Genomic DNA, 23,002 nt, shown 5'->3' with positions numbered 1-23,002 from the left:
AAAATTCCTTCGAATAAATAAGGATGGCTCACCGCATGGGTTTGCCTAATACGCCATAATTTCCCGGAAAGCCCGGCTGTCAATATTTAATAAAAGACTTACTTTGCTAGGCCTTTTAAGCGGATACCATTCTCGCTCGGGTCTCCCGATTTGAATAAACCGGCACCCACCACGCAGATATCCACACCAGCTTGAGAGAGTTCTTTGATATTCGTATCATTGACTCCCCCATCTACTTCCAGCTCGATCGGATAATTAGAGATGAGTGACTTGACCTTTCTGATCTTGTCCATTCCCCCATCCACGAATTTCTGTCCGTAGAATCCAGGCTCAACAGTCATTATGAGTACTAGATCAATATAAGGTAGAAGTGTTTCCAATGCAGAAACTGGAGTCCCGGGGTTTAAAGAAACTCCCACTTTCGGTCCATTCTTCTTTATTTCCTGAGCTAAACGAATTGGGAAACGAGTAGTTTCCGCATGGAAAGTAATGCAGTAAGGATTCAGCTCATAGTATTTCGGGACATGATTTTCTGGCTTCTCCACCATTAGGTGAACGTCCAGTGGGATCTGAGTCATTGCTTTGATCTCTTTATTGACCGCTTCTCCGAAGCTGATCTGAGGCACAAAATTTCCGTCCATCACGTCCATATGGACTAAGTCGATTCCTTCTTTTTTAAAATTAGGAACTGTATTTGCAAGTGCTGTAAGTTGGGTGGCTAGGATAGAAGCAGAGATTTTCAAAATTCGTTCTCGTAGTCTTTGGATTTTACTTTCGAACCTTTATCGTCCAAAAGAACCAGTGTCACGTCTCCTGTTCTGTAAAAGACAGTCTGGATTTTTTCTCCCTCTTGGTAGGTTGTGGGAGCGCTGATTTCAATTTGTTTGGTTTCGTCGTTTTGATCTTTTACGATTAAAGAATAGGTTCCGTTTTCAGGAGCTTCATATACGAAACTTTCGTATCCACTTTCTACCCTATCTTCCGGCTCGAAATAAAATACCTTAAACTTGTATTCATTCCCAACTTTTTGGACAGATTCAATTTTTCCATTATCAGGGCGAAATTTGGTGACCACCACTTCTGCCTTGGAGGAAATTTTTGCCCTTACTAAAGCTCTTTGAGCGAATGCGAAAGAATCACCAGGTTTAAATTCTAATCCTGCTTGAGGCTCACCTTCCTTTTTCTTGGTAGAAGGTTTAGTAACCAGTAAGAATACTTTTTCACCTGCGGTAATATTTTTACCAGCTTCCGGGATTTGGTCCACTATAGTGTCAGGTTGTTCTCCTTCTTTCACTTCTACATAGGTGATCCCACCCAATGTTAAAGAAACGTAAGTTTCTCCAGAAAGAACTTTTTCCATGGAGTTTTTAGCGGAGACTAAACTTTGCCCTTTTAAGTTAGGCATATCAATTCGATCTAAACCAATATTGACTGTAAGAGAAACTTTGGAGCCTGCTTCCACTTCTCTTCCAGGACGAATGGATTGGTAGATTATAATTCCATCTGTTTTGTCCGGATAACGTTTGGACTCCAATCTGACTTTCAACTGGAGACGCATTAATTCGTTATGCACTTCGTTGTACGGTTTACCTACCACATCAGGCATCACTACCATTGTGGAGCTTTTGGTACGAACGAATACAACTAAGAAGGCGGCTATGAAGAAGACTACTAAGCCGAATGCGATGAAAAAAAAGTAACCCCCGATAGGGAGATATTTAGAGCGGAGTTCTTCCTTGGTCACTCGAAACGATCCTCGTCCGAAATACGGAAACCATTCATGAAATCCGCAACAGTCATTCTGTTTTTATTTTCCGGTTGAACGGAAAGGATCTCTAAGAAACGGCCATCTCCACACTGGAAAATAAGGGCCTTTTTGTCCATTCGTTTCAATTTACCAGGATGAATCGAAGTTTCAGAAAAATCTACCGGCCTTGTTTTCCATAAAACCATTCGTTTATCTCTAAAACGGCAATATCCGCCCAGATCCGGACTTAAAGCACGAATTCGATTATGCAATTCAATAGCAGAAAGTTTTAGATCCAGGACTCTATCTTCTGCCTGGATTTTAGTACAATAAGTTGCCTTGGAGTTATCTTGGGGAATTGCTTCAAAAGGAGAAGTCCTTGGGCCTTTCAAAAGAGGGATCAAACTTTGGATCCCTGCTTGGGTGATCTTTTCCATAAGAGATCCGGTATCATCTTCCAGATCTACATCTACTTCATGGATGCGGATAATATCGCCTTCATCCATTTTTTCTCCCAGATGCTGGATGCTGATCCCAGATTTAGTATAACCTTTCCAAAGAGAAGTTTGGACTGGAGAAGCACCTCTTAAATCCGGAAGAATGGAACCATGTAGATTGATAGAACCGAATTTAGGATAAGAAAAAATTTCCTTAGGAAGAATAGAACCGTAAGCAAATACAACATAGAGTTCCGCATCAAACTTGGATAAGTTTTGGAGAGCTTCTTGTTTTTCCTTCTTGATGGATTCGTATTGGAATACAGGAAGATTTGCTGCAAGTGCCACTTCTTTAACTGGGCTTGGGACTGGAGTTTTACTTCTTCCTTTAGGACGATCCGGATTTGTGACTACGAATTGTACTTGGATATCAGGCTCTTTTAGTAATGCCTGCAAAAGTTTAGCAGAAGGTTCTGGGGTTCCAAAAAATGCAATTTTCATCAGACAAGATCCAATGGATCAAAATCCAATTCCAGGTAAACGTTTTTAGAAATTTTAAGTGGCCTGATCTCCTTTTTTAAGATCTCTCTCCACTTGTTTTGCACAGTCGTTTTGATGAGTATATGATTTCTGAAGTTTGCATCTATTTTATAGAAAGGACAAGGAGCTGGGCCTAACACAACAGTATTCGGTTCAGGCAAATGTTTTTTTAGGACTTGGTGCACTTCTTCAATTGTTTTGAGAGAAAGACTTTCATCCTTGGATCTGGATAAGATACGAACCAATCTGGAGAATGGCGGATAAAAAAGTTCCTCTCTTGTTTTGATCTCTGAATCATAAAATCGAATATAGTCTTGGTCTAATGCCATTCGAATAATAGGATGATCTACAGTATTTGTTTCGATCAAAACTTCTCCAGCAAGATCGGATCTACCCGCTCTTCCCGCTACTTGAGTTAAAAGAGAAAATACTCTTTCTCCAGCCCTAAAATCGGGAAGCCCTAAGCCTATCCCTGCGTTTAAAACTCCAACTAGAGTGACTCGAGCAGCATCTAAACCTTTAGAAATCATTTGTGTTCCGGTGAGAATATCTATCTCACCATCAACCAGTCTTCCTATCACGTCCGTAAGAACACTTTTGTCTTGGATAGAATCTTGATCGAGGCGTTCTACTTTTGCACCCGGAAAAGTTTCTAACAGAAATTCCTCTAATTTTTGGGTACCCGTTCCCATCATGATCAGCTTTTCCCCCAATTTAGTTTCCAATCTTTGGAGAGAATCCGAAAAGCCACAGAGGTGACAGATAACGGTACCTTTTTTATGATAACATAGATGAGATGTACAATTCGGACATGGAATGTACGTTTTTTCTTTTTCGGAATAAATTAAGGGGCTGTATCCCCTTCTGTTTAATAGTAGAATGACCTGTTCTTTTTTATCCAATCTCTGCTTAATTGCAAATGTAAGTTCAGAACCGAGTAACCTTGCATCTTTTTTATTTTCTTCTATCCGAACTTTTGGTGGTTTAGCAGTTCCAGGTCTTTTGGTTAAGATTTGCAGGCCAATTTTTCCTGTTTTAGCAAGATGATATACTTCTAAAGAAGGAGTTGCTGATCCTAAAACTAAGACTGCTTTATTCTGTCTGCATCTTTGTAAAGCAACCTGTCTTGCATGATATCTTGGAGTAGAATGTTCTTTAAAAGATCCATCATGCTCTTCGTCTATGATGACCAGTCCCAAATTTGAGATGGGTGCAAACACAGCGGATCTTGTTCCTACTGCGATCCTTTTTTTGCCTTGTAGAAGGTCCGTATATGCTTTGAATCTTTCTGATACCTTCAAAGCAGAATGTAATAATGCAATTTGTCCAGGAAAGACCGCTTCTAATTTACGTATAATATGATAGGTCAGACCAATTTCTGGAACTAAGAGTAAAACTCCTTTGTTTGAGTTTTGCAAAATATCCCGGATCAAATGTAGATATACTTCTGTTTTTCCACTTCCGGTAATTCCAAATAAAAGGTGTATAGAATCTTTTCCAAAATCTGATTTGATGTTTTGGTAAGCTTTTTCTTGCTCTTCATTTAATTTAAAAGGTTCGGAGGCAGTGAGTCCTTCTGTAAGTTTTACTTTAGAATGTCTTCTTCCGGAAGGGATCATCTTGTGGATACATTCCCCAAGTGATGCGAGATATTGTTCTTTTACCCAATATGCGAGCCCAATCTGTTCATCGTTGATGATTGGAGTTTTGTCTATGACCCGATCTACTTGTAGAACTTCGTAGCTCGGTTCATTATGATGTAAAGATAATATGATCCCTTCTTCTTTTCTTCCTCTAAGTTTGGCCTCTACCCTCATTCCGACTTGGGCGCCTGGAGGAACCTCGTAAGTAAATGTGTCTTCTAAGATAGGAAGATCGAAGGCTAGTTCTGCGTATTGGATCAAATTTTTTCTTTAATCTCCTGATGAAAGATCCCGAGTTGGGAGAGGATACTTTCTTTGACTTCTATTTCCTTCTTCTTGGCTTCTTGGAATTCTGTAGAATCGGCTTTGCTGGACTTTCTTTTTTGTTCTGCCGCCAAAATCGCTTCAGGAGAACGAAGCACTACCATAGGGACCCCGAGCTGGAATTCTAAAGTTTTTCCCATTTGTTTGAGTGCTTCTTCTTTTCCAAAATATAAAGTTGCAGCAGCGCCTAAGAGTATAATTCCTTGGATCCCTTCTTCTTGGATGGTTTCTTGCACTTGGACTTTGCAATTTTGAGTTCTTCTTTTCCAATCTTCTTCATTAGATCTGTCTTGGGAAAATAAACATCCTGGGAATTCTTGGAAATAGAACTCCTTCATAGTAAATCCAAATACTTTTTGGATCATTCTGTCGAATATATCTTCTGCTTCGCTTGTCCTAAAAATTTTTAAAGGAGAAGTTTTTACATAAGATTCTTTTCCAGAGATTGTTTCACCAGTATAATGGAGTACTAATATTTTCTTTCTACCTCTGATGATAAAATGGCGGACTGCGCTAAGTCTATCGGAGCATAATTTACAGGAGAAGTTTCTGTCCTCTTTTTTAGGAGGAATCCTCATTTGTATCCCAGGGACAGATGTTTCCTTTTTGGATCCAATTGAGGACCAATCCCAAGAATCTTTCCATTCCAGGTCAAGATCGCCGGGATCTTTTTCTCCCTGTCTGCGTATGATTGGGAATTCTCCTTTTTGGACTAAAAATTTAAAGTCCTGTAGAATTCCCTTTAGTTCCTGAAAAATTCCAGGCTTAGTCATGGATATCCTCCGCCTGTATTCCTAAAGATTTCATTTTTCTGTATAAGTGAGATCTTTCTATTCCAAGTGCCTTGGAAGTTTTGGAAACATTTCCTTCGTTTGTCTGTAATGTTTTTAGAATATATTGTTTCTCAAATTCTTCTTTTGCTTTTTTGAAGTCCCCTTTTTTCACAAGATCGTTTGCTTTTACGAAACCTGTCATGGAGTCCTTAACATCTTGGGCTCGGATAATATCGCTTACAGTCATGATACAAAGTCTTTCGATCACATTTTTTAGTTCTCTGATATTCCCTGGCCAGAAATGGTTTTCTAAAATGGAAACCGCTTCTTTTTCAATGATCTTAGGGGTAAGGTTATTCTCAGAGATTGTTTGTCTGACGTAATGATCTACAAGTAATGGAATATCAGATTTACGATCTCTTAATGGAGGAATTACGATTGGGATTACATTTAATCTATAATATAGATCTTCTCTGAATTTTCCTTCTTTGATCGCTTCTTCTACTGGGATATTTGTGGCGGCAATAATTCTAACATCCACAGAAACTTGTTCTGTGCTTCCTAACTTTTCAAATCTTTGCTCTTGTAGGATGCGAAGCACTTTTGCTTGGGTAGATAAGGACATATCACAGATCTCATCTAAAAATAAGGTGCCTCCGTTGGCGGCCTCGAATTTTCCGATCCTTGTGTCTGTGGCACCAGTGAATGCTCCTTTTGCATAACCGAAAAGTTCAGATTCTATCAATTCTTCCGGAAGAGCGGCGCAGTTGACTTCCACGAATGGTTGGTCTTTTCTTTTAGAATTTTTGAATATAGTTTTAGCAACTAATTCCTTTCCTGTCCCATTTTCTCCATAGATAAACACTCTGGCATTTGTCGCTGCAGCCTGAGCTATAGAGAATTTTACTTTTTGGATGGCAGGAGAATTTCCTAAAATTTCATCTGATTCTAGTTTGATTTCAGAAGATTCCCATTTTTCTGAATATACTAATGCTTCTTCTACCGCTTCTAAAACTTTTGCGATGGATAAAGGTTTTTCTAAAAAGTTTAGAGCACCTTTTTTGGTGGCTTGAACGGCGAGTTCTATTGTGCCATGTCCAGAGATCATAACAACCGGAACAGTTGGGTAAATTTTTTTGATCTCATCTAAAATACTAAGACCGTCTTCTTTTCCAAGCCAAACATCTAATAAAACTAAACTTGGTCTTTCTATCTTAAGATGTTTTAAGAAGTTTTTGCCGGATGAAAATTGTTCCGCTTCATAATTCTCATCTTCCAAAATATCTTGGAGGGATTTACGGATTTCCGGTTCGTCGTCTACTATGAATATTCTCATCTAAGCTACCGGAAGTTCTATCCTAAATTTACATCCGCCTAATTCGGAAGAGTCCATAGAAATATGACCGTTATGATCGATCACCGTTTTTTGGACGATTGCAAGTCCTATCCCTGAGACATGTTCGTCCTTGGTGGAATAATAAGGTTCAAAAACCTTGGATCTGTATTCTTGAGAAACTCCTATCCCATTATCTTCCACAAGTAAAACCACTGAACGTCTCATGATCCTTTTTTCAAGCATAGTGGAAATACGGACTTTTCCTTGGAGAGATCCTGAGTCGCCTCTTTGTCTTCTCTTTTCTATCGCTTCCACTGCATTTTTGAAAAGATTGTTCATGATCCCTAAAAACAGTTTTTTGTCCAAAAAGATTTCAGGCAAATTTTTGGCGAAGTTGAGTTCTATTTGGATCCCAGGTGTATGTTCGAAAAGTTTTGCACTTTCTAGAACGACAGGTTCCAGATGTTGGTTGATCAATCTAGGTGCTGGCATTCTCGCAAATTCTGAGAATTCATTTACCAGATGTTCCAAAATTTTTACCTGACCGACTATAGTTTCGCTTCCTTTGGTTACGATCTCTTGGAATTCTTCAGGGACACTTGAGTTTAATTTTCTTCTTATTCTTTCAGCAGAAAGTTGGATTGGAGTGAGAGGATTTTTGATCTCATGGGCCATTCTCTGTGCTACTTCTTTCCAGGCCGCAATCCTTTGGGTATGCATCAGCTCTTCGTTTTTGGATTTTAGATCTTTTACCATTTGGTTAAAAGATTCTACCAATGCACCTATCTCTCCTCCTTCCGTAAGTGGAAGATTGATATCAGTATCTCCTAAGGAGACTTTTTGTGTGGCGTTTGCAAGATCTATGATCGGTCTTGAAATTTTTCGAGCGAATACAAGTGAGAAGAAGATAGAAAGTAGAAATGCAAATACAGTCAGTAATGTAATAGTAAGTCTAACTTCATAAGGAAGTTTTTCTTTTGCTAAATCTGCAGTGATATAGTTCTTTCGAGTATTGATAAAAGAGTATGCTCTGGATTCTTCTCCTTGAAAAACACGTTTTCCTAATATCAAAAATTTTGCGGGATTAGAGGAATCTATCTTGAGTAGATAAAATCCTAAAGTTTGACTTAAGGCCAGCTTTTCGGAAATATCTTCTTCTGATCCAAAACTTGCAAATTCTTCAGGTGAAATTGTCAATTTTAAAGATCTATTTTCAAGAATAGGAATATTATTTTCGTACCATCCCACGTAATAATTGGGATTGGAAATCAGATCTAATTCATTTGCTCGGTTTGTGAGTAGATTCGGGTTCGGATTTTGTCTTTGGACTAAATTCCTGAATAATTTAGCTTTTTCTAATAGATTATTCTTTTCAAGGTCCAATTCCTTTCGAACAAAATGATCTCCCGCTTCTAGTGCTTGGGCAATATCCAAGCCGTAAAATCCTTCGAATACTTTTCCTATTACATTAGAAGTGAGTAAAAATACGGGAAAGGAAGGAAGCATTGCAATGAACAAAAAGGAAAGAGAAAGTCTATAACGAATGGAACTTTTAAGTCGGCCTGTTTCTAAATTTCTACGGTTCCTATAAAAATAGGAAATGACTAGGAATAATACGACTAAGGGAACAGTATAATATACATAGATCAGCATCCGATCTACTATATCTATATTTTCTGAATTTCTAAAATGGATTAACTCAGCAGCGAGTACTGCTAAAGAGATCACTCCGGATAAAATCAGAAGATCTCGAATATAATATCGATTCTCCTCTTCTATTCGGAATGGAAACCATTTCATATTGCAAAATCGCCTTCCACTAATTTAGCTAGAGCATCCGCTGCTTCTTCTTCCTGAGCGCCTTCTGTTTTGATGGAAAATTCCTGACCTGGTGCTAAGGCTAACATCATGAGTCCCATGATACTTTTGCCGTTCACTTCTACTCCGTCTTTGGAGACTAGAACTTCGCAGGAGTATTTTGCCGCGCAATTCACAAAGACTGAGGCGGGACGAGCATGCATCCCTGCGCCGTTTTCGTTAATTTTGAGGTGGATTTCTTTCAACTTTTCCTTGCTGTAGATAGATATTTAATTTTTGGCTGAATTCCGCCGCTGCATTCTTTCCCAGTTTTTTTAATCTTTGGTTCATTGCAGCGGTTTCTACGATGATTGGAATATTTCTTCCTGGTCGAACTGGAAGTTTGATCAAAGAAATATTTACTCCTAAAACTTCTTCCGTTCTGTTTTCGAGTCCAGTACGATCGAATTCTTTTTCTTCTGTCCATTCTTCTAAATGGATAATTAATTCTATAAGTTTATGATCTCTTACGGATCCAATTCCAAATATATCCTTTATATTTAGAATTCCTAATCCTCTGATTTCCATATGGTGGCGAAGAAGGTCAGAACAAGTTCCTATTAGATAACTTTCTGAAAGTCTTCTGATCTCCACCATATCGTCTGCGACTAAGCGGTGTCCTCTTTCTATCAGTTCGAGTGCAGTTTCACTTTTACCTACACCACTTTTACCCGAGAGAAGTATACCAATCCCGAATACTTCGATTAGTACCCCGTGCCTCATTGTTCTAGGGGCGAGACTTCTGTCTAAAATCTGAGAAATGAGTGTAATAAATTTATGAGTAGAAACATCCGAACCTAAAAGTGGGATATTCAAACGATCGCAATATTCTACAAAGATAGGAGGAGGAACATTCCCATGAGTGAATATAATACAATTCAAATGAAAATGGAAAAAATCTGCAGCGAGTTTTTCCATATCCTCACCCTCTTTAGAAGTGATGTATGCCCATTCTCCTTTTCCAAAAATTTGGATACGATCATGGGCAAAACTTTCGTAAAAGCCTGTGAGTGAAAGACCGGGTCTATTGATCTCAGAACTATGGATCCGATTTTGAAGTCCATTTTCGCCTGCGATTAGTTTTAAACCTAATTCGGGATGGTCTTTTAGAATATTAGATACATTGATTCCTGGAACGGACATGAGTTACCTTGCTTCCAGAGATTTTACTTTTTTTCTTTGGTTAGACGGCAGAATTTTTAGTATTTTGCGATACTTTGCCACAGTTCTTCTGGCGATCTCTATCCCTTTACTTTCTATTTTTTCCACTATATCCTGATCGGAAAGAGGGTTTTCGGGATCTTCTTCTTTTACTAGGTTGCGGATAATATCGTGAATGGTTTTAGAAGATTCCATTCCACCTTCTGAACTTTTGGATTTTAATCCAGAGGAGAAGAACCATTTTAATTCTAAAATCCCCCAAGAAGTTTGAACATACTTATTGGATGTGATTCGAGAAACTGTGGATTCGTGAAGATCTAATCGTTCCGCGATATCTTTTAAAGTAAGAGGTTTTAAAAATCTTACACCTTTGCGGAAAAATTCAGTTTGAAGTTCTATGATTGCTGAGACTACTCTATATAAGGTTTGTCTTCTTTGGTTTACAGAGCGGATCAGCCATTCTGCTGAATTTAACTTTGCAGAAATATATTCCTTATCAGAATCCTTGGCACCGGCTCCTTTTTTGAGCATTCCCTTGTATTCTTTATTAATTTTTAATTTAGGAAGCCATTCATCATTCAATAATATACTGAATTCACCTTCTATTTCTCGAATAATTACATCAGGGACTATATAATCAGGTTTTTGCGGAGTGTATAATGTCGCGGGGAATGGTTCGAGTTTTTTGATCTCAGCAGCCATTGCTTCGATTGCTTCTACAGGGAGACCCATCTTTTTGGAAACTCCCTTATAATCCAGTTTTTCAAGATCTTTTAGATAGTTTTGGATAAGGTCATGAAGATTTTTATCTTCGGGTCTTAGGATCTTAGCTTGGACATATAATGTTTCTTGAATGCTTCCGGCACCAATTCCAAGAGGATCCAATTGATGGATCTGTTCTAAAACTTTTTTAATAGTTTTAGCAGAAACCCCTATTTCAGCTGCAAGTTCGCTTTCAGTTTGAGAAATAAATCCTCTATCGTCCAGCATAGAGATCAAAACTTCCGCGATCTCCATTTCTTTTCCTTTTAAGGAAGAGATCCTGAGCTGCCAAAGTAAATGTTCTGAAAGGGATTGTGCGTTAGGAGATGATTCTATGTATTTTTGGTTTCTATCAGAAGCGTCAGTACCTCTATACTGAGGTTTGTCTAAACTGAAAGAATCCTGCCAGCCCTGGTCAGAATTTTTAAGAAAATCATTCTTCTCTTTTCTTTTTAGATCATCTACTGAATAGAGTTCAGGGCTTTTGCTTCTTTCTGAGCCTGGCTCTTCTTCCAGCATTGGATTTTCGACCAGTTCGGCACTGATCCTATCAGCGAGTTCCAGAGTAGACAAAGGCAAAAGCTCTATCGATTGACGCAAATCCTGCGTCATGACAAGCTTCTGTGTCTGTTTCTGTACTAACTGATGGTTCAGATTCACAGCTTGAAGTCCTCTCCCAGATACATTCTTTTTGCTTCTTTATCGTTCACGAGTTCTTTTGGAGATCCCGCGATTAAGATCCTACCACTATGCATAATATATGCTCTATCCGTGATCTTCAATGTTTCTCGAACATTATGATCGGTGATTAAGATGCCTAGTCCCTTCTTCTTTAAACTATTTATAACAGTTTGAATATCTTTAACAGCTATAGGGTCAACCCCTGCGAACGGCTCGTCAAGAAGGATAAAATCTGGATTTGTTACTAAGGCTCTGGCAATTTCGCATCTTCTTCTTTCCCCGCCGGAAAGAGTAAAACCTTTTTGGTTAGCGACTCGCATAATTTGTAATTCTAACAGTAGTTCGTCTCTTCTGCGAATGATCTCTGATCTGGGAATGTTAAGAGTTTCTAAGATGGCTTCTAAATTTTCTGCGACTGTAAGTTTTCTGAAGATAGAAGCTTCTTGTGCAAGATAACCTACTCCAAGTTTTGCTCTAGTATGCATTGGAGCTTCTGTTACATCTTGGTCATCTATGAATACATGACCTGAATCCGGTTTTACGAAACCGACAGACATATAGAAGGAAGTAGTTTTTCCGGCACCGTTCGGACCTAGTAGACCTACTACTTCTCCTTTGCGAACATCGAAACTGACTCCGTCTACAACCTTACGCTTATTGTATATTTTGATTAAGTTTTGGCATCGGATCCTTTGTCCCATTATGTAAGCCTAATTTCCTAAATGGACTCCTTCTGTCAGAATTGATCTTCCTTCTCTTGGATAAAAGACGATTTTTCCTGCTCGAAGGATCTTACCACTTCGATTAATCCTAGGATTTCCTTCTAAAAGTACAGATTCGTCGTTTTCAAAATATGTAGCATACTCACCTTGTGCCTCTGTGGACTTGGATTTGATCCAGATATTTCCTCGGATCACAGTTTCTTTTTGATCCAAGAAACGTTCGAATTCTTGAGCGGTGATTGTACTTGTTACCTGATTAGAATTTTTATCTAAAAATTCCATTGTGCCTTCATCAGTCAGGTGAAGATAGTTTTCATTTCTAAAATAATCGAATACGTTACCCGAAAGAAGAAGATTATTTTCTCTATCATGTACCTTGATATTCTTTCTGGCTTTAATGATACGTGAATCTTTTCCTACTGATTCAATATTATCCGAAGTGATTTTCATGTCCTTTCTTAGAACGGTTGCATTACCACTTATCAGAACCGTGCGATCATTCTCTTCATTCGGACGACTCTCTATCTTATCCCCTTTTAGGATTGTGAGAACAGTTTGTTTTTTCTCATTTCCTTCCGGATCTTTTTTGGTTTCTTCAGAAGATTGGAATAATACTGTATTTTCTTCTAAAATTATCCTACTTTCATTTGTGTAGAAGGATAATTTTTTACCGCTCAAATATCTATTCTTAGAGATTAGGATAGGATTTGGATCTGTGGTTATGAGATGTTCTGATTCTTTAAAAATTGCTTCTGCACAAAAGATAGTAACTTCCGGATGATTTACGATCACTCCACCATGTAGTTTGGTGATCTTAGTATTTAATTCTCTATCTATTTGTTTTGCAGAAATGACCGTAATCTTGCCAGTTTTGTCTCTGAAACTAAGTCTCGGCCTTTCTTTGATATAGACCATTTCGGAGTATTTATCATATTCTCCTACTCCTGCTCTCATAACAGTTCCGTTTTCTTGATCTTCTATATGTACTCCATTCTTTAAGAAAGCCTTATATGCTTCTTTCCCAAAGACTTCGATCCTGTTTGCACCCAATTTTACTTTTTTATGCTGGATCCAAGCGCCACCTTCTAAACTAAAGATAGTGACTTTAAGACCCTGGACTTCTCTATCTTCTTGGGTAAGTGCATTTGCTCCCCAAAATGTAGGAAAACTTTCCTTACGTTTTGGATCTGCTTCTCCAATTCCTTGGAAACTTTTTGGATCTAATGTTTCCGCAGAAAATAAAAGAGGCGGTCTAGAGTGAGATCTCGCCGGAGCAGTGAATAAAAATAATAAATAAAATAGAACTAGGATACGTTTCATTTTTCTTTAGGGGAAGAAGAATTCAGTGGATTAGAACCACCTTGTGTAATCGCACTCGGTCTTAATATAGTGAATTTGTTTAGATCCTTGTCCGCTCTAAGACCTACTCCTCTGATATGCGTTCCGTTTGCATCTATTACAACTTCTTCATTGGAGCTGAGTTCTTTTGTTTCGTCGTTATAATCTAACGATTTTGCTCTAAGAGTCCTATGTTCTTCCGTTTTTAAGAGAATATTCCCTGTGAGTTTCATCAATTTCGAGATCTGATTGATCTCACCTTTTTCACCGGTGAGTTTGGACTTGAACTTTCCATTCTCATATTGATCAAAATTGATCCCATACAGAACGTATCTTTTTTCGTCAGCATAAAGATAAGCTTCTTCTGCTTTCAATTTCCATAATATAGTTCCATTTCCATCATATTGATCTTTTGCAAAATTTTTGAAGGAAACGGTCGAACCTTTCTCTTTTTCTTCTTCTACGCGAGTATATTTAGCATCCGATTTTCCACCGGAATAGAAGAAAAGAACTAGGAATAAAATTGCTAGTCCTACTCCTAGGCCCGGACCGTATTTCCTCGCGGTTTCCGGGTCTATTTTGAGTAGAGTGAGTATGCGGGAATACAAGGCTCTTATCGATTAGCGGTTTAGGATTTCCTGTTTTACGTAACGGTCTAAACCGACTAATTCCTTTAATAAGGCTTTAATTTCTGATAGAGGATACTGAGTAGTCGCATCTGAAAGTGCCTTTGCAGGATCAGGGTGCACTTCCATAAATATACCTTCTATCCCAAGTGCTACTGCACTTCTTGTCATACTTGGAATATATTCTCTTTGTCCTCCGGTAATATTTCCGGCGGCTCCAGGCAATTGTGCGGAGTGAGTGGCATCGAATACTACTGGAATATCATAACTATGTAATATCGGAACAGTTCTTCCGTCGAATACCAAATTCCCATAACCGAATGTGGTCCCTCTTTCGGTAACCATATACTTTTCGGAACCTGATTCTTGGATTTTTGTTTTGATATGTCTACAGTCAGAAGGAGCTAAAAATTGTCCTTTTTTGACATTCACCCATTTTCCAGTTTTAGCAGATTCTGCGATTAAATCAGTTTGTCTACTTAGGAAAGCTGGGATTTGATACATATCGATCACATCTTTAAGAGGACCCACTTGAGATGTTTCGTGAATATCAGTTAGAACTGGAACATTAAATTTTTTCTTAATATGTTCTAGATGTTTAATTCCTTCAGTAAGACCTGGGCCTCTATAAGAAGAAACAGAAGAACGATTTGCTTTGTCGAAACTACTTTTGAAAACGTAAGGAATCCCAAGTTCTGTGGTGATCTCTAACATTTCTGCACAGACTTTTTCGAGTAAGTCTCTATTTTCCATCACGCAAGGACCGGCGATTAGGAAGAATGGATTCTTTCCCCCTATCTTTTTACCGCTTAAAAAATCCCTTTCTTGGGCAGTTTTATCGCTCATTATGCCTTCCTTGCAAATTTGACCGCAGCACGGATGAATCCGGCAAATAATGGATGCGGTTTTGTAGGTTTTCCAGTGAATTCAGGATGGAACTGAACTCCTATAAACCAAGGATGTTCTGGAATTTCTACAATTTCAATCAGGTTTTCATCTGGGGAAATGCCTGAAAGTATCATTCCTTTCTCTTCAAATCTTTGTTTGTATTTGTTGGTAAACTCGAATCTATGTCTATGTCTCTCATAGATCAGTTCTTGTTTGTATTCAGAAAAGGCCAATGTGTTCTTTTTGATCTTACACGGATAAGATCCTAAACGCATAGTTCCACCCATCTGATCAATATCCATTTGCTCTTCAATAAGAGAAATAACTGGATCTGGAGAATCAGGTCTGAACTCAGTAGAGTTTGCATCTTTCATACCCAATACGTTTCTTGCGTATTCGATCACTGCGCATTGCATTCCTAAACAAATTCCGAAAAATGGAATTCCTTTGGTTCTTGCATATTGGATTGCTGCGATCTTGCCTTCTATTCCCCTATCACCGAATCCACCAGGAACTAAAACACCATGTGCGGATTTTAAAACATCCTTCACATTTGTTTTATCCAATTTTTCAGGATCCACTTTGATAAATTCTACATTTGCTTCGTTTGCAATTCCACCATGAGATAAACTTTCATAGACGGAACGATATGCATCATGAAGAGAAATATACTTTCCAACCACTGCTATTTGTACGGTTTGTTTTGCAGAGTGAAGACTTTTTATGATCTTCTCCCATTCAGTAAAATTGGATTTTCCAAGTTCCAGCCCTAATGTTTTTAGAACCACTTGATCCAATTTTTCTTCCTTATACATTTTAGGAATTTCGTAAATGGAAGTGCTGATATCGGAAGCAGAGATCACATTCTCTTCTTTAACGTTACAGAAGGAGGAAATTTTTCCTTTCATTTCTTTTGGCATAGGCTGGTTCACACGGCAGATCAAAATATCTGGTTGGATCCCGAGTGCCAAAAGTTCTTTAACTGAGTGCTGAGTTGGTTTTGTTTTTGCTTCACCTGCTACTGTTATGGTAGGAACTAAAGTAACATGGATGAATAAAACTTGAGTAGGCCCGTGTTCATATCTCATCTGACGGATTGCTTCTAAGAATGGAATGGATTCAATGTCTCCCACTGTTCCACCAATCTCAACGATCACAAAGTCAGTTGCATTTTCTCTTGCAAGAGTATAGATCCTATTTCGGATCTCGTTGGTGATATGAGGAACAACCTGAACAGTTCTTCCCAAATAATCCCCTTTTCTTTCTCTTTGGATTACGGTATTATAAATTTGTCCTGTTGAAACAGAGTTCTTACGAGTGAACTTAGATTTAGTAAATCTTTCGTAATAACCTAGATCTAAATCAGTTTCTGCGCCGTCTTCGGTTACATATACTTCGCCGTGCTGGTACGGACTCATAGTTCCCGGATCAATATTGATATAAGGATCCATTTTTTGAAGAGAAACGGAATAACCCCTACTTTCCAAAAGGCATCCAAGGGCTGCAGCGGATACACCCTTTCCAAGGGAGGAACAAACACCTCCGGTCACGAAAATAAATTTAGTTTTGGACAAACCGATCTCCTACCTGCTGAACAGAGTTTTCTTCAGTCTCGGAAAATCCAACTCGGAATTTCGTAGAATCGAAAAGTAAATCTAGGGTTTTTGGCGAATGCGCCGAATGAGATCCGTGCTGGAAAATCCAGGAACAAAGGGTAGAATTTGTACTTCTCCGCCTAATTTGCGAACAAGTGGAGTCTCAGGAAGAGCTTCCAGATCATAATCTCCCCCTTTTACGTGAATATGAGGTGCTACCTGTGAAATAAGTTCCAAAGGAGTATCTTCTGAAAACACACTAATATAGTCTACGAAGGAAAGACAGGAAAGAAGAAGGGCCCGGTCTTCTTCCGGATTTACAGGACGTTCCGGACCTTTTAGTCTTTTTACAGAAGAATCAGAATTGATCCCTATCCAGAGAACATCACCCAAATCTCTTGCTTGGGAAAGATATGTAAGATGACCTTTATGGATCAGATCGAATACACCATTCGTAAAAACGATTTTTTGATTAGTGCGGACCTTCTCCGAAACATCCTTAACTTCGTGAAAAGGAATAATTTTCTCTATACAGGAAGAGAAAGAAGACTTCACTGAAAACTTCCTCTTTTTTCAAGAGCTTCTAAAAGTTCTTCCAAAGAAACAGTTTCAGCACCTAGTTTTCCGACCACCACTCCTGCTGCAGCATTGGAAACAATTGCAGCTTCTAATTCTCCGAGACCTGCCGCCAAGAAAGAAGTATACACTGAAATCACAGTGTCCCCAGCGCCTGTCACATCGAATACTTCTTTTGCGACAGTAGGAATATGATAGGTTTTGGATTCGGAAGAAATATAAAGACTCATTCCTTTTTCTCCACGAGTGATCATCATAGAAGGAGAATTTAAATTTTCTGCAATCTTCTTAGCAGCTTCTTCTACTTCAGAGTTTGTTTCTAATTTTTTACCTAGAGCTTTTCCTGCTTCATGATGATTCGGAGTCATTACAGTAGCTTTCTCGTATTGGAAAAAATGAGACACTTGCGGATCTACTGTTACGATCTTTTTATGTTGGACTGCTATATCGATCGATTTGCGAATGAGACTAGCGGTTAAAGTCCCCTTATCATAATCGGAAAGAACAACTGCGTCAGCTTCTTGAATGATCTTAGAAAAACTTTCTAATAATTGTTTTTCTTCAACATCGCTTAAAGGAAATGTTTCTTCTCTATCTATACGGCAAACTTGTTGGTGACCCGCGATCACTCTTGTTTTTAGAATGGTGGGAACTTTTTCAGAACGGATAATTGTGTTTTTGGAGGAGATTGTATTTTCTGTAGAAAGAAGATCATCCAGAGTTTTCGCAGCTGAGTCGTTTCCAGCTCTACCGAGCACAAAAGATTGAACTCCTAGACGAGAAAGATTTTTTACAACATTTCCCGCGCCACCCAAAGTGGTCTTTTCATTTCGGACCCAGACCACAGGAACAGGAGCTTCCGGAGAAATTCTGTTTACTTCTCCGATCAGATACTCATCCAGGATGAGATCTCCGATGACTATAATTTTAGTGGTTTTTAATTTAGAAGCCGCTTCCAAATATCGCTTTTTATCTAAGTAGTACAATTTTAAACCGGTCTTACAATTTGATTTGCGTTTTCACTTCAACAGGTTAGGATAAATCCTAGGTGTCAAGAACTACAATTCCGATCTTTCCTCTTCCCGAAGTCATCTTATTTCCAGGCACATTTCTTCCTCTTCATATTTTCGAGCCTCGATACAGGATGATGTTGGATTATTGTTCCGAGTCCGGCGACGAAATGGCGATCGCACCTATCAAAATGGAGCCGGGTAATTTAAAAAGTCCTCAACCTGAGATCGAAACTATTTTTGGTTGGGGCACGATTGTTCGAAGAGATCCACTTCCTGATGGAAGGTCCAATATTCTACTCGAAGGCAAAGGTATCGCGAAACTGGAATCTTACGATACTATGGAACCTTTCCGGATTGGAATTGTAGAAAAATTAGAACCTGATTCCAAATATATCGAAGATAAAATATTCGTAGAGATCTTTGATCGGATCTTATATCTCACTAAACGAATTCTACTTTCAGAAGGCGCCAAAGAAGAATTGATCTTAAGAATGAACGATCTTTGGTCTCATCCTTTCCCTGTAGATTTTATTTCTTCTATTCTAAATTTCAATTTTAAGAAGAAGCAGGAAATCCTCTCAAGCACGGATCAAATCCTGAAAGCACAACTTCTTGTTGGAATTGTAGAAGAAATGAATCTGGGAGAATAGTTTCGCAGCTATTTTCAAACTCTTAGTCTTAATTTATAACTTTCTTAAAAACTCGCCTGGACATCACGAATCGATCGATCCACCATTTCATTCGGATCTTGTCGATCACTACACCTCGTGTAGAAGAAGCATGAGCAAACTCTTCTCCATTTAAGACCATACCTACATGTGTTACTTTCGATTGGTTGGGAGAAGCAGAAAAGAAAATTAGGTCTCCGGATCTCATTTCATTGTGAGAAACCCCAGTTCCCATTTTGGTTTGAGCACTGGAAGCACGAGATACCATTTTTTCAGGAACACCTATACGACCATCTGTCAAAACTCTGAAAGTAAATCCTGAACAATCAGTTCCAGTTTTTGCCGCATTCGCCCATTTATAAGGAGTTCCAACCCATTCTTTCGCGACCTTTTGCAGTATGCTAGAAGATAAAGTTTCCCAACTCTCTTTACTCGGCTTATCCGGTTCGGTTGGTTCTCCAGGTTCAGGCAGATTCGGAACTAAAGGTGGATCAGGAAGAGGTTCAATTCTGGGTCTATCTCCAATAACGATCCCACCCACTTCTTCTAATGAAGTTTCCACAGCACGGGCAGATGCATATTTTTGAGCGGATGTTACCTTCTCCCCTTCATGCAGTTTTTTTAAATTAGAAAGAAGAATATAGGAAGCCCCATCCAGCTTTGAATCGAGCACAGATTTAAAAGTGCTTTCCGTTTTTGCAAAAGGGATACTTCTTCCTTTTGCAGGAAATTGGGTCAGTATTTTGGAAGCTAAACGGTTTTCCGGAAAATCTACTAATTTACCTGCGATGAGTGCTCTTCCGCCTGCGAGTACTGAAAATCCGTCCCATTTTTTTTCCATGGCGGCTTCTACAAAACGGTTTCTGACTTCTTCTCTGATTCCTGCTTTTTTGGTTTCTTTAAAGTATAAACCTATATAGCTGAAATCTTCTTTTGAAATTTCTCTTTTAGAAACGACAGGGATTGCATCTTCTGCTTCTTCAAATGTAAGACCTTCTTTTACTGCGAAGTCCAGATTTACGATGAGTTCTGCTGTTTTTTCTGGGCTTACACCTTCTAAGATGGCCCAAGGGATCACATTTTTAGTGATCTTCAGAACTTCTTTGCTTCCAGCTCTTTGTCCTAATTTTTGAAAAACAGAGTTTTTGATTAGAAGTGTTTGTGATTTGTCCCAATCGCTTTTAAGTAAATCCTCGAAGGGATCTGCAAATATTGGAACGGAGAATATAAGAAGAAGGTAAACTGTTAAGATCCGAACTCTCATTTTACACCATGCATCCAAGATTCTAGTTTTTTACGGAACAGAAATAGACCGATCGCAGTGATTGTAGGTAAAAAGAAGAAGATCAGGAAAAATCCTGATAAGGATTCTCTTCCTCCCATGAACCTAGTTAATTCTCCGGCAAGAACATGAGCGAAGAAGTTTGCTAAAAACCAAAATCCCATCATCATAGAAGCGACTTTTACAGGAGCTAATTTTGTAACTAACGACAAACCAACTGGAGACAAAAACAATTCCCCGATCGTTAAAAGTAGAATAGAAAGAATGATCCAAATAGAGGAAAATTTTTCACTCGATCCAAAAGTTACTAAAGAAAGAAGAAGGTATCCTAATCCTAAAACGATCAGTCCTAAACAGAACTTAGTCACTGTGGAAATATGCCTTCCTGATTCTTCGAATATTTTCCAGATCCAAGAAACAACAAGTGCCAAACTCACTACAAAAAGTGGATTCAAAGATTGGTAATTCGCAGCAGGGATTTCCCAGCCAAAAACATTTCTGTCCACATATCGATCAATGATCAAACTTAAAGAAGAACCAATCTGTTCATAGGAAGCCCAGAAAGTGATCGTAATCGCAGAGAAAACCATAATAGCAAAAATTCTTTCTCTGTTTTGTTTAGGATCTTCTGTTTCTGAATCTGATGTCCCTTGATTTCCATTCGCTAAGAATGCATCTGGATTTACCCTTCTTCCTAAAAATCCAAAGATAATAAGACCGATTAACATTCCAACAGCTGCGATCCCGAATCCATAATGCCAACCTTTATATTCGGCAAGATTTGCACATGCCCAGGTCCCTAAGATAGCACCCAAATTGATCCCAAAATAGAATATAGTAAAACCAGAATCTTTTAGTTCCGGCTTACCTTCTAATTCATAAATTCTTCCAACAACAGTAGAGATGCATGGTTTGAAAAAACCGTTTCCTGCGATCAAAAGTCCGAGCCCTAAATAAAAAGTCCAAAGACCATTAAACGCCAAGGAAAGATGACCAAACATCATTAGAATTCCACCCAAGAAGATGGAACGTTTGTATCCTAAAAATCTATCTGCCAGTAAACCGCCAAGGATTGGTGTCAGATATACAAATCCATTATAAAATCCGTATATTCTCCCCGCCTGAGCGTCTTGCATCAAAAGTTCTTTGGTCAAAAACAGAACAAGAAGTGCTCTCATTCCGTAAAAAGAAAATCTCTCCCACATTTCCACGAAGAAGAGAACATATAAACCTCTAGGATGGGTTATTTGCCTTTGGCTCTGGATTTCCATTCTGGTTCCGGGATTTTAGATTCAAAATTTGCGTATCTTGCTGCAACGAATAGATGATCAGAAAGTCTGTTCAGGAATCTAAGATTTTCTGCAAAGACCTCGTGACCTTCTTCTTTATAATGTACTAGGTCTCTTTCTAGTCTTCTCGCTAATGTCCTGGAGACATGCAAAAAAGAAGAAGATGATGATCCGCCAGGTAGTATAAAATTTTTCAAAGGAAGAAGTGAATCTTGCCAGAGATCTATCTCCTTCTCCAATTCGGAGATATCCTCTTCTAGGATACAGGAAGAATCATCCTTCTTCTTATATCCTGCAAGCTCCGATCCCAATTCAAAAAGTAAATTTTGAATTCTCTCTAATGGATCTTTTAATTTGGAATCCTTTGTTAGGAAAGAAATTGCGACTCCGATTGCAGAATTTAGCTCATCTGCTGTTCCGTACAACTCTACTCTGGGATCTGATTTGGAGACCCTGGTCCCGGAAGCCAAGGATGTGGTTCCGGAATCTCCCTTTTTAGTATAAATTTTCATGATTCGGCCTGAATTTAGGGGACAGAATACGAAAAACTTCTGAAAATTCCCGCAAGAAAAGCGGTTTTAACGGAAAAAAAGTTGCGAAATTGCTAAAGTGAATGGTAGAATGAGAGCAGATTTTCCCTCTTTTGGATTATCGTCGGTTGCGACTTTAGTCTTTAGGAAAAATCGTAAAAAAAATCTCCCCACATACACAAAGGGAGTGAAATTCGCAGTGGATATCCGGGTTGCCCGGGAGGCTCTCTCCTCCTAAAAGCCCGGCCAATGGTTCGGACGGATCCGAACTCTAGCTACAGGGAGGTTGTTGATGATTATCAATCACAACATCAGTGCTCTTCGTGCGAATAACGTACTGAAGACGACCAATCACGAGCTGGATAAGACTACAGAAAAATTATCTACCGGTATGAGGATCAATCGTGCCGGTGATGATGCATTGGGATTTGCTGTTTCCGAAAGGATGCGCACCCAAATTCGCGGTCTTGCCCAAGCTGAAAGAAACGTAATGGATGGAGTTTCATTTATTCAGGTTACCGAAGGTAACTTGGAGCAAGTGAATAATATTCTCCAAAGATTGAGAGAATTATCCATCCAAACTTCCAACGGGATTTACTCGGATGATGATCGTAAACTCGTTCAACTAGAAGTAGATCAACTCATAGACGAAGTGGACAGGCTAGGTAAATCTGCCGAGTTCAATAAGATCCGTCCATTGAGTGGAGCCTACTCCAAGGATTCTAAAAATCCGATCCAGTTGCACGTTGGGCCGAATCAAAACGAGAAGCTGGAAATTTTCGTGGATGCTATGAATGCAGGCGCGCTTCAGTTGGAGACCAACGGGAAAAAGCAGACTTTGTCTACTCCCGCTTCTTCCAATGCGATGATCGGTATTCTTGATAACGCGATCCAAAGGGTGAATAAACAAAGATCCGATCTAGGAGCTTATTATAACCGTTTGGAAATTACAGCGGAAGGTCTGCAGGCAAACTATGTTAATATGGTTTCTGCAGAAAGCCGAGTAAGGGACGCGGATATGGCTGAACATATCGTGGACTATACTAAGAATCAGATTTTAACCAAAAGTGGTGTCGCAATGCTTGCGCAAGCAAACATGAGGCCAGAACAAGTGGTAAAACTTCTGAGTGAAAGATTCGGATAAGAAGAATAGATTTTCTGAAAATTCGAAGAGACCCGTCCGAGAGGACGGGTTTTCTATTTGGTGAGAGTGA

At 38.9% G+C, this 23,002-nt stretch carries 22 protein-coding genes; 2 read left to right on the top strand and 20 right to left on the bottom strand.

From position 1 onward, the window contains the following. Positions 1–98: 98 nt before the first annotated feature. The 17 genes from rpe to rfaE1 all read right to left on the bottom strand — a co-directional run bounded on the left by rpe (position 99) and on the right by rfaE1 (position 17,992). Positions 99–743 (bottom strand): ribulose-phosphate 3-epimerase, encoded by a 645-nt coding sequence (gene rpe, locus CH362_RS10070; RefSeq protein ID WP_100710209.1) that lies wholly within the window; start codon positions 741–743, stop codon positions 99–101. Continuing rightward, on the bottom strand, positions 740–1,744 hold the full coding sequence (locus tag CH362_RS10065) for a PASTA domain-containing protein (protein WP_100710208.1): 1,005 nt from the start codon (positions 1,742–1,744) through the stop codon (positions 740–742). Before CH362_RS10065 ends, rpe begins: the two co-directional genes overlap by 4 nt. Next, entirely contained in the window at positions 1,741–2,685 is a 945-nt protein-coding gene (fmt, locus tag CH362_RS10060; protein WP_100710207.1) for a methionyl-tRNA formyltransferase, read from the bottom strand. The genes CH362_RS10065 and fmt overlap by 4 nt, the downstream gene beginning before the upstream one ends. Then, positions 2,685–4,628: a replication restart helicase PriA gene (priA, locus tag CH362_RS10055; RefSeq protein ID WP_100710206.1), complete on the bottom strand. Its 1,944-nt coding sequence runs from the start codon at positions 4,626–4,628 to the stop codon at positions 2,685–2,687. The genes fmt and priA overlap by 1 nt, the downstream gene beginning before the upstream one ends. Beyond that, on the bottom strand, positions 4,625–5,464 hold the full coding sequence (locus CH362_RS10050; RefSeq protein ID WP_100710205.1) for a hypothetical protein: 840 nt from the start codon (positions 5,462–5,464) through the stop codon (positions 4,625–4,627). The genes priA and CH362_RS10050 overlap by 4 nt, the downstream gene beginning before the upstream one ends. Then, entirely contained in the window at positions 5,457–6,800 is a 1,344-nt protein-coding gene (locus CH362_RS10045; protein WP_100710204.1) for a sigma-54-dependent transcriptional regulator, read from the bottom strand. The genes CH362_RS10050 and CH362_RS10045 overlap by 8 nt, the downstream gene beginning before the upstream one ends. Then, on the bottom strand, positions 6,801–8,579 hold the full coding sequence (locus tag CH362_RS10040; RefSeq protein ID WP_208859568.1) for an LIC_11548 family sensor histidine kinase: 1,779 nt from the start codon (positions 8,577–8,579) through the stop codon (positions 6,801–6,803). Positions 8,580–8,596: 17 nt separating this feature from the next. Beyond that, a complete protein-coding gene (locus CH362_RS10035) occupies positions 8,597–8,863 on the bottom strand; it encodes an HPr family phosphocarrier protein (RefSeq protein ID WP_208757788.1) in 267 nt (88 codons plus the stop codon). Beyond that, a complete protein-coding gene (hprK, locus tag CH362_RS10030; protein WP_100710202.1) occupies positions 8,838–9,800 on the bottom strand; it encodes an HPr(Ser) kinase/phosphatase in 963 nt (320 codons plus the stop codon). The genes CH362_RS10035 and hprK overlap by 26 nt, the downstream gene beginning before the upstream one ends. 3 nt (positions 9,801–9,803) lie before the next feature. After that, positions 9,804–11,240 (bottom strand): RNA polymerase factor sigma-54, encoded by a 1,437-nt coding sequence (gene rpoN, locus CH362_RS10025; RefSeq protein WP_100710201.1) that lies wholly within the window; start codon positions 11,238–11,240, stop codon positions 9,804–9,806. Next, positions 11,237–11,962 (bottom strand): LPS export ABC transporter ATP-binding protein, encoded by a 726-nt coding sequence (lptB, locus tag CH362_RS10020; RefSeq protein WP_100710200.1) that lies wholly within the window; start codon positions 11,960–11,962, stop codon positions 11,237–11,239. The genes rpoN and lptB overlap by 4 nt, the downstream gene beginning before the upstream one ends. 9 nt (positions 11,963–11,971) lie before the next feature. Then, on the bottom strand, positions 11,972–13,303 hold the full coding sequence (locus CH362_RS10015) for an LptA/OstA family protein (protein ID WP_100710199.1): 1,332 nt from the start codon (positions 13,301–13,303) through the stop codon (positions 11,972–11,974). Further along, positions 13,300–13,899 carry an LPS export ABC transporter periplasmic protein LptC gene (gene lptC / locus CH362_RS10010; protein ID WP_425269045.1) on the bottom strand — a complete coding sequence of 200 codons (600 nt, stop codon included), beginning with the start codon at positions 13,897–13,899 and terminating at the stop codon, positions 13,300–13,302. The genes CH362_RS10015 and lptC overlap by 4 nt, the downstream gene beginning before the upstream one ends. Positions 13,900–13,941: 42 nt before the next feature. Next, positions 13,942–14,793, bottom strand: a complete 852-nt coding sequence (gene kdsA / locus CH362_RS10005; RefSeq protein WP_100710197.1) for a 3-deoxy-8-phosphooctulonate synthase — start codon at positions 14,791–14,793, stop codon at positions 13,942–13,944. Continuing rightward, positions 14,793–16,409 (bottom strand): CTP synthase, encoded by a 1,617-nt coding sequence (locus CH362_RS10000; RefSeq protein WP_100710196.1) that lies wholly within the window; start codon positions 16,407–16,409, stop codon positions 14,793–14,795. Before CH362_RS10000 ends, kdsA begins: the two co-directional genes overlap by 1 nt. Before the next feature lie 81 nt (positions 16,410–16,490). Next, positions 16,491–16,985, bottom strand: a complete 495-nt coding sequence (gene rfaE2, locus CH362_RS09995) for a D-glycero-beta-D-manno-heptose 1-phosphate adenylyltransferase (protein ID WP_100710195.1) — start codon at positions 16,983–16,985, stop codon at positions 16,491–16,493. Continuing rightward, positions 16,982–17,992 carry a D-glycero-beta-D-manno-heptose-7-phosphate kinase gene (gene rfaE1 / locus CH362_RS09990; RefSeq protein ID WP_165780247.1) on the bottom strand — a complete coding sequence of 337 codons (1,011 nt, stop codon included), beginning with the start codon at positions 17,990–17,992 and terminating at the stop codon, positions 16,982–16,984. Before rfaE1 ends, rfaE2 begins: the two co-directional genes overlap by 4 nt. A 62-nt stretch (positions 17,993–18,054) precedes the next feature. Here rfaE1 and CH362_RS09985 point away from each other — a divergent pair, with 62 nt between their 5' ends. After that, positions 18,055–18,669 (top strand): LON peptidase substrate-binding domain-containing protein, encoded by a 615-nt coding sequence (locus tag CH362_RS09985; protein WP_100710193.1) that lies wholly within the window; start codon positions 18,055–18,057, stop codon positions 18,667–18,669. 28 nt (positions 18,670–18,697) lie between these two features. On the opposite strand, the gene CH362_RS09980 is transcribed toward CH362_RS09985, so the two are convergent. The 3 genes from CH362_RS09980 to CH362_RS09970 are packed head-to-tail and all read right to left on the bottom strand — an operon-like array spanning position 18,698 to position 21,770. After that, entirely contained in the window at positions 18,698–19,951 is a 1,254-nt protein-coding gene (locus CH362_RS09980) for a C40 family peptidase (protein WP_100710192.1), read from the bottom strand. After that, positions 19,948–21,240: a peptide MFS transporter gene (locus tag CH362_RS09975; RefSeq protein WP_100710191.1), complete on the bottom strand. Its 1,293-nt coding sequence runs from the start codon at positions 21,238–21,240 to the stop codon at positions 19,948–19,950. Before CH362_RS09975 ends, CH362_RS09980 begins: the two co-directional genes overlap by 4 nt. Continuing rightward, the gene (locus CH362_RS09970; protein WP_100710190.1) at positions 21,213–21,770 is read right to left on the bottom strand and encodes a cob(I)yrinic acid a,c-diamide adenosyltransferase; all 558 of its coding nucleotides are present in this window, start codon (positions 21,768–21,770) and stop codon (positions 21,213–21,215) included. Before CH362_RS09970 ends, CH362_RS09975 begins: the two co-directional genes overlap by 28 nt. Before the next feature lie 310 nt (positions 21,771–22,080). Between CH362_RS09970 and CH362_RS09965 the strand changes: the two genes are divergently transcribed. Then, positions 22,081–22,932, top strand: a complete 852-nt coding sequence (locus CH362_RS09965) for a flagellin N-terminal helical domain-containing protein (RefSeq protein WP_100710189.1) — start codon at positions 22,081–22,083, stop codon at positions 22,930–22,932. The last annotated feature ends 70 nt before the right edge of the window (positions 22,933–23,002 follow it).

This window comes from Leptospira saintgironsiae (assembly GCF_002811765.1).
GTDB classification, from domain to species: Bacteria; Spirochaetota; Leptospiria; order Leptospirales; family Leptospiraceae; genus Leptospira_B; species Leptospira_B saintgironsiae.
The sequence above is the reverse complement of the archived record's forward strand: the minus strand, read 5'-3'. Positions and strand labels throughout refer to the sequence as shown.

Bases quoted from the DNA above. Each gene is read 5' to 3' on its own strand.
- fmt (WP_100710207.1), bottom strand. From the start codon at position 2,685: ATGAAAATTGCATTTTTTGGAACCCCAGAACCTTCTGCTAAACTTTTG.
- CH362_RS10050 (WP_100710205.1), bottom strand. From the start codon at position 5,464: ATGACTAAGCCTGGAATTTTTCAGGAACTAAAGGGAATTCTACAGGAC.
- CH362_RS10045 (WP_100710204.1), bottom strand. From the start codon at position 6,800: ATGAGAATATTCATAGTAGACGACGAACCGGAAATCCGTAAATCCCTC.
- hprK (WP_100710202.1), bottom strand. From the start codon at position 9,800: ATGTCCGTTCCAGGAATCAATGTATCTAATATTCTAAAAGACCATCCC.
- lptB (WP_100710200.1), bottom strand. From the start codon at position 11,962: ATGGGACAAAGGATCCGATGCCAAAACTTAATCAAAATATACAATAAG.
- CH362_RS10015 (WP_100710199.1), bottom strand. From the start codon at position 13,303: ATGAAACGTATCCTAGTTCTATTTTATTTATTATTTTTATTCACTGCT.
- kdsA (WP_100710197.1), bottom strand. From the start codon at position 14,793: ATGAGCGATAAAACTGCCCAAGAAAGGGATTTTTTAAGCGGTAAAAAG.
- CH362_RS09980 (WP_100710192.1), bottom strand. From the start codon at position 19,951: ATGAGAGTTCGGATCTTAACAGTTTACCTTCTTCTTATATTCTCCGTT.
- CH362_RS09975 (WP_100710191.1), bottom strand. From the start codon at position 21,240: ATGGAAATCCAGAGCCAAAGGCAAATAACCCATCCTAGAGGTTTATAT.
- CH362_RS09970 (WP_100710190.1), bottom strand. From the start codon at position 21,770: ATGAAAATTTATACTAAAAAGGGAGATTCCGGAACCACATCCTTGGCT.
- CH362_RS09965 (WP_100710189.1), top strand. From the start codon at position 22,081: ATGATTATCAATCACAACATCAGTGCTCTTCGTGCGAATAACGTACTG.